The sequence below is a fragment of the Clostridium peptidivorans genome, assembly GCF_900205925.1.
Lineage (GTDB): Bacteria > Bacillota > Clostridia > Clostridiales > Clostridiaceae > Clostridium_AK > Clostridium_AK peptidivorans.
The window spans coordinates 1-7,474 of the sequence record NZ_OAOD01000042.1; the positions used below are offsets into that span (position 1 = coordinate 1).

Genomic DNA, 7,474 nt, shown 5'->3' on the forward strand with positions numbered 1-7,474 from the left:
GATGATACTACTATTAATGTAAATAAAAAGATCATAAGCAAAAAATCCAATAGCAATGCAGCATACACAAGAATAGCAAAGTGTTTATTGGTTAAAGGGGATCGTGAAGGTGCATATAATATATATAAAAAAGTACTTGAATTTGATCCAAACAATATAATTTCGTCGAATTTTGTTAATGCTGAAGATTTTTCCGTAAGACAAGAAAAGGAAAAGTTAGAAAAAGAAAAGAAAGCAGCTAATAAGAAAGTAGCAAAACGTGAAAAGAAATAACAAAATAGACTTATAAATTATGAATTTAGTAACTAAGAAGAATATAAAAACAAAAATGTTTTCAATAAATAAAGATTGCAGGGTTAAAGCCGTGCTTTTTATTTATGCTTGCTCAATATAGTGCCACCCGCATGGCAAGTGATACTTCAATAAAGCATGGCTTTTATAGCACATGCTTATTTTTTATTATTTTATATAAACTTATTGTATAAATTAGGTGTCATTTCAGCATATAACCATATTTTATGATAAAATGGAATAAACAGTATAAAATGTAAGGTAAAATATCCAACATTTATTTTAGTCTTATTTTAATAATTGATGCAATTAAATCAGTATATAAAAAATAAGAGTGATTAGATTTTCAAGCTTTTAACGGAGGTCATTATGAAAAAAGATAAAGTATTAATAGTATCTTTAATTTCTATAATATTATTTAATATTTTCTTTATGATTATATTAATCTATTATAATGATATTATAATTTTGCCAGTTAAATTTATTAAGAATGTAAGCAAAGAATATTATTTTTGGTATATGGATAGGCCTGTTTTAAAAAATCAATCAATTATAATAGAGATAACTTATATTGTAAAACTAATAGTTTCATTAATCTTTCCATTAGAATTATTATATATAATATCTAATAAGAAATATATGGATGTAATTGGGAAGAAGATTGTAATAATATCTCTAATTATTGGTTTTGCGATTAATTGTTTAAGTTCTCTTTTTATAAAATACGAAGCTGAACATTATAGATTATTTATGGATCTTATTTCAACAGAAGTATCTTCCTTAGTAATTCTGAGTTTAATTTTAAAGTTTAAAAAAGAGAATGAATATTCAGTAGAAATGAAGTGATTAAAATAAATCTTATAATAAAAATGGATGTGTAAGTGACAATAATTTTGTTAGGGTAAGGTAATTAGTATGCAATATTTAAAAGTATTTTTATATTATTTCACAATATATATGATAGCATTTACAATAATAATGCCATTTATATTAAAATTGTTTATAGGAAAAGAAGAAAGTTATTCTATATTTTGTTTTAGAACCTTTTTACCTGTTTCTTTCTTTATAAGTATAATACAGGTATTGAAATTAGTTTATAAAGTGGAAAGCGACTTCGAACTTTTAGGGAAAATACTGCATTAACTAAAGAAACTTCATCTATAGCAGTAGGGGGGGTCATGTTATTTGTTATTATCATATTAGTTAGTATAAATATAATTGTTGTAGTGAAACGTAGTTCATTTGAAAGTTAATTTAATGCATAAAAATTCAAGCTGCGAGCCAATAATGCTTAAATAAGTTACTTGCTAGCATTACCTATCTAGCAAGTAGTTGTTAATTGTATTCTAAACTGTTAGAATAATTGAGTAGGCAACATTTATTTTAGTTTTTCATGATTTACCTATGGAGGAAGTATTATGAACGGAAAAATTCAAAAGGATTTATGTGAAGTTAAAGATATACTTAAAAATAACCTAGAAAAACTAATAAATAGTTATGAAATAAAATTAATTTATATATTTGGTTCTTATGCAAAGGGGACAAATGGTAAAGACAGCGATTTAGATATAGCTATATTTTTGGAGGATAATTACAATGCCTTAGATAAGTTAGCATTAATAGGCGAGTTTATCGATATTTTTAAAAGAAATGATATAGATCTAGTTATATTAAACAATGCTAATTCGGTATTAAAGCATCAAGTTATTAAGTATGGAAAACTTGTTTATATGGAGAATGAAGATATTAAGGTGAATTTTGAAGTTAGAGTTCTTAAAGAATATATGGATATGGAGCCTTTTAGAAGGACTCAAATGAAATATATAAAAGAGTGGGCGAAAAAAGAAGCGGGGGATATGTAGTATGACAAGAAGTTTATTAGAGACAATTAATTTAAAAATAAAGGAATTGCAAAAGAATGTACTATTATTAAAATCAACTGCTATCTATATAAATGAAGATAATTTAAAAGAAGATATGTTAAGATACTGGGGCATAGAAAGAGGCATACAGATATCTATTGAATGCGTGCTTGATATATCCAATATAATTATTTCAGTACTAGATGTAGAAAAACCAGATACATATAGGGAAGCTATTTTAAGCTTAGGAGAGAACAAGATTTTACCGCAAAAGTTTTCAAAGGAAGTAGCTAATATGATATCTTTTAGAAATATTCTTGTTCATGATTATATGAGAGTTGATGAAAAAATAATTATAGATATATTACATAATCATTTAGATGACTTTGCTAAGTTTGTAAATTATATAAATCAGTGGATTGAAGAAAATTATAGATAATAATAGCAGATAAAATTTGAGAAAATATTTTAATAATATAAAGCATGGTGTTATAGCCCATGCTTATTTTTTTGTGTGTCAAGTAACTGTAAAAACTACATAATATTAACTAAATATACAAAATTGTGTGGTAAAATAAAAATAATAATAATTGGGCATCTGATTCACAAGTAACTAAATATCTTACTTGGCCAACTCATAGCAGTGCTGAAGTAACCAAGAAAGTAATAAATATGTGGACAGATAGTTATAAAAATACAGAGTATTATCAATGGGCTAACTTAATAAAGATATAAAAGCTTTATATAAAAATGAGGTGGTAATTTGAAATTAGAATATTATTATTGGGGAAGGCAGTGTCCCATCATAGATGAAACATTGTCCATGTTACCTCAGTATGAACATGAATTTGAAATAAAAACCTATAATATTGAAAAGGATTTTACATTAGCAGAGGAACAAAGTATCTATTTCCCTTTTTTAACGGTTGTCAACGATACATTTAGATACTTTTCCCCCCTTACTCATAAATTGATACAGCAGATAAAAGATGGATTAATAAAAGAAGAGCCCTATATCATCCCATTAGGTGAAACTGTGTATTCAGGGACAGTTGTTCCACTAACAAAAGATAACATTGGTTTAATCTGCCCGAAATGCACCATGACCGATTCATATACAGCCTGCGAAATGAAATCAATATTTTTGCGAAAATATTGTAATGAAATTATGGGATTTCTCAATATGGAAAATGGACAGGTGCTGGGTGGAGTTGAATTCCTTCCATCAGAGATTGTGCCGTACAATATACCTAAAAGTGAAAAATATGCATTTATTACATGTGTATATCATTCTTCTACTGAATTTGATTATAAAAAACCTGCCATGGACGCATTACTCTGCTTCTTAAAAGGCTCCTATACTAAAGTTTTTGCAATCTCAGATGAAGAGGGCACATTTCCAAATGGTGATTTGAAATGGTTTTTAAATCAGGGATTTTGTGATGAGGGCATTATATCAATAGAAGATAACTATTGCACACTGCATTTGGTAAGCTGCACATTATGAGCAAATTTAAAAACCTCAGTTACAGACTTTTTATCAAAATTCCCCAGGGCACACAAGTAAATTAGCAATTTGTTTTGCTCCTTGACATTAAAAATAAAGTTTAGTATAATTTCATAAAATTAATATTTTAAACAAAACTAAAGTTTCGTATAACCCCAATAATATGGTTTGGGGGTCTCTACTAGGAACCTATAATTCCTAATTACGAAGAAAATGTATATTTTTTAGATATATATTTTCTTTGTGGTTAGGAATTTTTTTATAAATATATAATTAGGAGGATACTATGAATTTTGTAAATTTGCCTAAAATCGAACTTCACTGTCATTTAGATGGCAGCGTTAGACCAGAAACAATAATTGATATAGCAAAGAAGGAGGGAATTGATATTCCTTCTTTTGATAGGGATGAGATTAAAGGGCAGATTACTGCTCCGCTGGAATGCACCTCTCTTAATGAGTATTTGAAAACATTCGTAATTCCGAACCTAGTAATGCAGTCAAAAGAAAGCCTAAGAAGAATTACCTTTGAGCTTTTTGAAGATGCTGCAAAGGAAAACGTGAAATATATGGAGGTAAGATTTGCGCCTGTACTTCATATGGTAAAAGGATTAGAAATAGAACAAATAATACAAAGTGTTATAGATGGGATTAAAGATGCAGAACAGAAACATGATATAGAAGGAAATTTAATATTATCGTGTATGAGAAATATGTCTGCAGATAAAGCTATTGAAGTAGTTGAAAGAGGTAAAAAGTTCCTAGGAAAAGGAGTTGTTGCAGTAGATTTAGCCGGAGGAGAAGAAGAGGGATTTAGCAAAAAATTTGTGGAACCAATAGCTTTAGCTAAAAAATATGGATATAGGGTAACAATTCATGCAGGTGAAACTGGAATAGGTAAAAATGTATTAGAAGCAGTTGAACTTTTAGGTGCAGAAAGAATTGGACATGGAGTATTTATAAAAGATTGCCATGAAGCATATGAAATTGTTAAAGAGAAAAATGTTGCTCTTGACATGTGCTTAGCAAGTAATGTACAAACAAAAGCAGTTAATAGCTTTAATGAACATCCAATATATGATTTTCATAAGGATGGAATAAAAGTAACAGTGAACACAGATAACAGAACTGTGTCAGATACAAATATGACCAAGGAATTTGATATAGTATCTAAGGAATTTAATATTAGTTATGAAGATTATAAACAAATCTATTATAACAGTGTTGAAGCAAGTTTTGCTGATTTAGAAACAAAAGAAAGATTGAAGAAATTGATATAGATTGAATAACTAAAATAAGCATGACTTTTACAGTGATGATGAATCCCCCAAAATATCATGGAAAAAACAAGGAGCAGGATGATAGATTTTATGAGATGGCACTTCTAGAGAATCCACAGATGTTTAAAGCAAATATTAATTGGTTAGCAGCATTTATGGAAATTTTAATAGGAAAGAACAGTTATATTAAAGGTGAGTCAAAATGTCCAGTGCTGGTATTTCAAACCTTATCAGATCGCTACTTTTCTGCTAATTATTTTAAACGTTATTATGATAGATTTACTTGTGATAAAAAATTATATGTTATTGACGATATTCACAATAGCTACTATTTTCGTGCGGATGAAATATGTGATCAGGTGGCAAAATGCTTTTTAGATAATACAAATGAGGCGATAGTGTATGCCAAAATTTAATGAACAGGAACGAGATATCATAAGGGAACGACTATTTAAAGAGGGACAAAGACTTTTTTCTGCCCATGGTCTACGAAAAGTTACTATAAATGACCTTACTACAGCCGCCGGTATTTCTCATGGATGGTGTAATTGATAAAATAGTTGAGGAGTAAAACATTAATATATAAATTTATTTACTTAATATTGACTCTCACATGGTGTTAGGCATTATTATAAAGATGTCATTCGAATGGCAGTAATTTATAGGAGTTGATTTCATGTTCAAGATTGGAGACTTTTCTAAATTGACCAAAGTGTCTGTCCGTATGCTTAGGTATTATGATGAAGTTGGACTTTTTAAGCCTGCTAAAATTGATGACTTTACAGGATACAGATATTATTCGGCAAAACAGATTTCACAGATTAACCTAATAGTATCATTGAGAGATATGAGCTTTAACATAGCTGATATAGCAGTGATTATAAAAGAAAATTCTAATGAAAAGCTAGAAGAGATTTTAAAAGTTAAAAGTGAAGAAATTAAAAATAATATAAGAGCTGAGGAAATAAGACTTAAAAAAATCAACTCCGCCATTAAGGATATGAAAAAGGAGAGGATTAATATGAGTTATAATGTTACATTAAAATCATTACCTAGCTATAGGGTTATTTCCTTAAGGGAGGTTATACCAGCTTATGAAGCAGAAATCATGCTTTGGGGAAGATTGAGAGAATACGTAACAAAAAATAATATTCCTTGCAATAATGTAGCTTATACCACACACCACGATGAGGGTTATAAAGAAGGCGAAGTTGATGTGGAGATAGTAATGGGTGTTGATAAGCTTATAAAGGATGAGGATGGATTTATATTCAAGGAAACTGAAGCAGTGGAGCAAGCTGCTAGTATATTAGTTCCAGGAGATTATTCTAATTTAGCTGGTGCATATAATTTCTTAGCAAATTGGATTGAGGAAAATGGATATAGTATGTCAGGAATTCCACGTCAAGTTGCTATGAAAGGACCTTGGAATGAAAAAAATACAGAGGACTATTTAACCGAAATACAGATACCAGTAAAAAAATAAAGACCAATTATGTAAATTCCCCTGTTATGAAAATAAGCATGGCTTATAGCACATGCTTATTTTTTTAAACAAGTAATGAGGTTATAAGTTACTTGCTGGTATTACCTATCTAGCAAGTAGTTATTAATTGCATTTTAAATTGTTAGAATAATTGTATAGGCAACATTTATTTTAGGTTTGCAAGATTTTTCTATGGAGGCTATATTATGAGCGGACACATTCAATTGGGGACTTTGTTTTTGCTGCCGTAGGCTTACTGTTGAGTTCATCAAGTATTTTCTCTAGGTAGATATTAGCCTCTGCCAATGACTTAAAAGTATCTCTTCGAGAAAAGGCTTTTCGCCTTACCACTTCAACACTTCTTTCAACATGACCTTTTTCATTGCCGATGTAAGCGTTGCAGAATCTGAAAAAACAAAGCATGTGATTCTAAAAAACATACAGTATTCTGTTTAGCGAAAAGTCTTGCCCATCTATAATTGACATAGGCAGATGTAAATACAGCTAGTTGATATTCTCTAAGTATATTATCTTCCGTATAAAGCTTTACAGTTCCAAAATCAAATTCAACTACAACTCCTGGAGCATATTCCGACAGATAAAAGCTTCTTTTTTCTTTCTCTTTAAGGTATTTATAGCGTTAGCTACTGATGGATAACTTACGTTAAGCTAATAAAAGATAAATTTTAAAAATTTTTTCGTTTCTATATTAACTTAACGATAACTTAATATACCACACGGTATACTGTTAATATAATCATCAATGATGATACCAAATTAACATGTTTAGGAGGAAAGAATTATGAACAAAAAAATGAACAAGAAAAAAATCGCTTTAGCAACTACAGTTGGTGTTTTGACATTAGCAATTGGGTCCATATCGGTTTCGGCAAAGAGTGAAACAGTAAAATCCATTGGGAAAATATTTTCACAGACCACTTCAGCAAAAGTGAATCTTGATAAAGATGGTAATGTTGTGGATAGTAAAGGCAATATTGTAAAGACCAAAGCTCAATTTGAGCAAGACCAAAAGAAATACACCAAAGAAA

Annotated in this window: 10 protein-coding genes, 1 pseudogene and 1 riboswitch; of the genes and pseudogenes, 10 read left to right on the forward strand and 1 reads right to left on the reverse strand. The window is 29.3% G+C overall.

The window, feature by feature from the left end:
- From CRN98_RS17835 to CRN98_RS17135, 9 genes are all read left to right on the forward strand, one after another.
- Positions 1-273 (forward strand): tetratricopeptide repeat protein (locus CRN98_RS17835; protein ID WP_179632226.1); only part of this gene is annotated, 273 nt, incomplete at its 5' end.
- A gap of 387 nt (positions 274-660) precedes the next feature.
- Positions 661-1,137, forward strand: coding sequence for a hypothetical protein (locus CRN98_RS17100; protein ID WP_097028617.1), 477 nt, complete (start codon positions 661-663; stop codon positions 1,135-1,137).
- Positions 1,138-1,709: 572 nt separating this feature from the next.
- Positions 1,710-2,153 (forward strand): type VII toxin-antitoxin system MntA family adenylyltransferase antitoxin, encoded by a 444-nt coding sequence (gene mntA, locus CRN98_RS17110; protein WP_097028619.1) that lies wholly within the window; start codon positions 1,710-1,712, stop codon positions 2,151-2,153.
- Between the two features lies 1 nt (position 2,154).
- A complete protein-coding gene (hepT, locus tag CRN98_RS17115) occupies positions 2,155-2,592 on the forward strand; it encodes a type VII toxin-antitoxin system HepT family RNase toxin (protein WP_097028620.1) in 438 nt (145 codons plus the stop codon).
- 324 nt (positions 2,593-2,916) lie between these two features.
- Positions 2,917-3,660, forward strand: coding sequence for a hypothetical protein (locus CRN98_RS17120; protein ID WP_097028621.1), 744 nt, complete (start codon positions 2,917-2,919; stop codon positions 3,658-3,660).
- A gap of 125 nt (positions 3,661-3,785) precedes the next feature.
- Positions 3,786-3,885, forward strand: a riboswitch (purine riboswitch).
- Between the two features lie 61 nt (positions 3,886-3,946).
- Positions 3,947-4,939 carry an adenosine deaminase gene (gene add / locus CRN98_RS17125; protein WP_097028622.1) on the forward strand — a complete coding sequence of 331 codons (993 nt, stop codon included), beginning with the start codon at positions 3,947-3,949 and terminating at the stop codon, positions 4,937-4,939.
- A 20-nt stretch (positions 4,940-4,959) separates the two neighbouring features.
- Entirely contained in the window at positions 4,960-5,355 is a 396-nt protein-coding gene (locus CRN98_RS17130) for a hypothetical protein (RefSeq protein WP_097028623.1), read from the forward strand.
- Positions 5,342-5,491, forward strand: coding sequence for a TetR/AcrR family transcriptional regulator (locus tag CRN98_RS17545; protein WP_143331316.1), 150 nt, complete (start codon positions 5,342-5,344; stop codon positions 5,489-5,491). The genes CRN98_RS17130 and CRN98_RS17545 overlap by 14 nt, the downstream gene beginning before the upstream one ends.
- Positions 5,492-5,615: 124 nt before the next feature.
- Positions 5,616-6,425, forward strand: coding sequence for a MerR family transcriptional regulator (locus CRN98_RS17135; protein ID WP_097028624.1), 810 nt, complete (start codon positions 5,616-5,618; stop codon positions 6,423-6,425).
- Positions 6,426-6,644: 219 nt separating this feature from the next.
- Here CRN98_RS17135 and CRN98_RS18245 read toward each other — a convergent pair.
- Positions 6,645-7,091: pseudogene (locus tag CRN98_RS18245) on the reverse strand (IS21 family transposase); the annotation flags it as partial.
- Positions 7,092-7,227: 136 nt separating this feature from the next.
- On the opposite strand from CRN98_RS18245, the gene CRN98_RS17140 reads away from it, so the two are divergent.
- Positions 7,228-7,474: hypothetical protein (locus CRN98_RS17140; RefSeq protein WP_143331317.1), on the forward strand; the 247-nt coding region annotated here is incomplete at its 3' end.

Coding starts and splice junctions, on each gene's coding strand:
- CRN98_RS17100 (WP_097028617.1), top strand. CDS start 661: ATGAAAAAAGATAAAGTATTAATAGTATCTTTAATTTCTATAATATTA.
- mntA (WP_097028619.1), top strand. CDS start 1,710: ATGAACGGAAAAATTCAAAAGGATTTATGTGAAGTTAAAGATATACTT.
- hepT (WP_097028620.1), top strand. CDS start 2,155: ATGACAAGAAGTTTATTAGAGACAATTAATTTAAAAATAAAGGAATTG.
- add (WP_097028622.1), top strand. CDS start 3,947: ATGAATTTTGTAAATTTGCCTAAAATCGAACTTCACTGTCATTTAGAT.
- CRN98_RS17130 (WP_097028623.1), top strand. CDS start 4,960: ATGACTTTTACAGTGATGATGAATCCCCCAAAATATCATGGAAAAAAC.
- CRN98_RS17545 (WP_143331316.1), top strand. CDS start 5,342: ATGCCAAAATTTAATGAACAGGAACGAGATATCATAAGGGAACGACTA.
- CRN98_RS17135 (WP_097028624.1), top strand. CDS start 5,616: ATGTTCAAGATTGGAGACTTTTCTAAATTGACCAAAGTGTCTGTCCGT.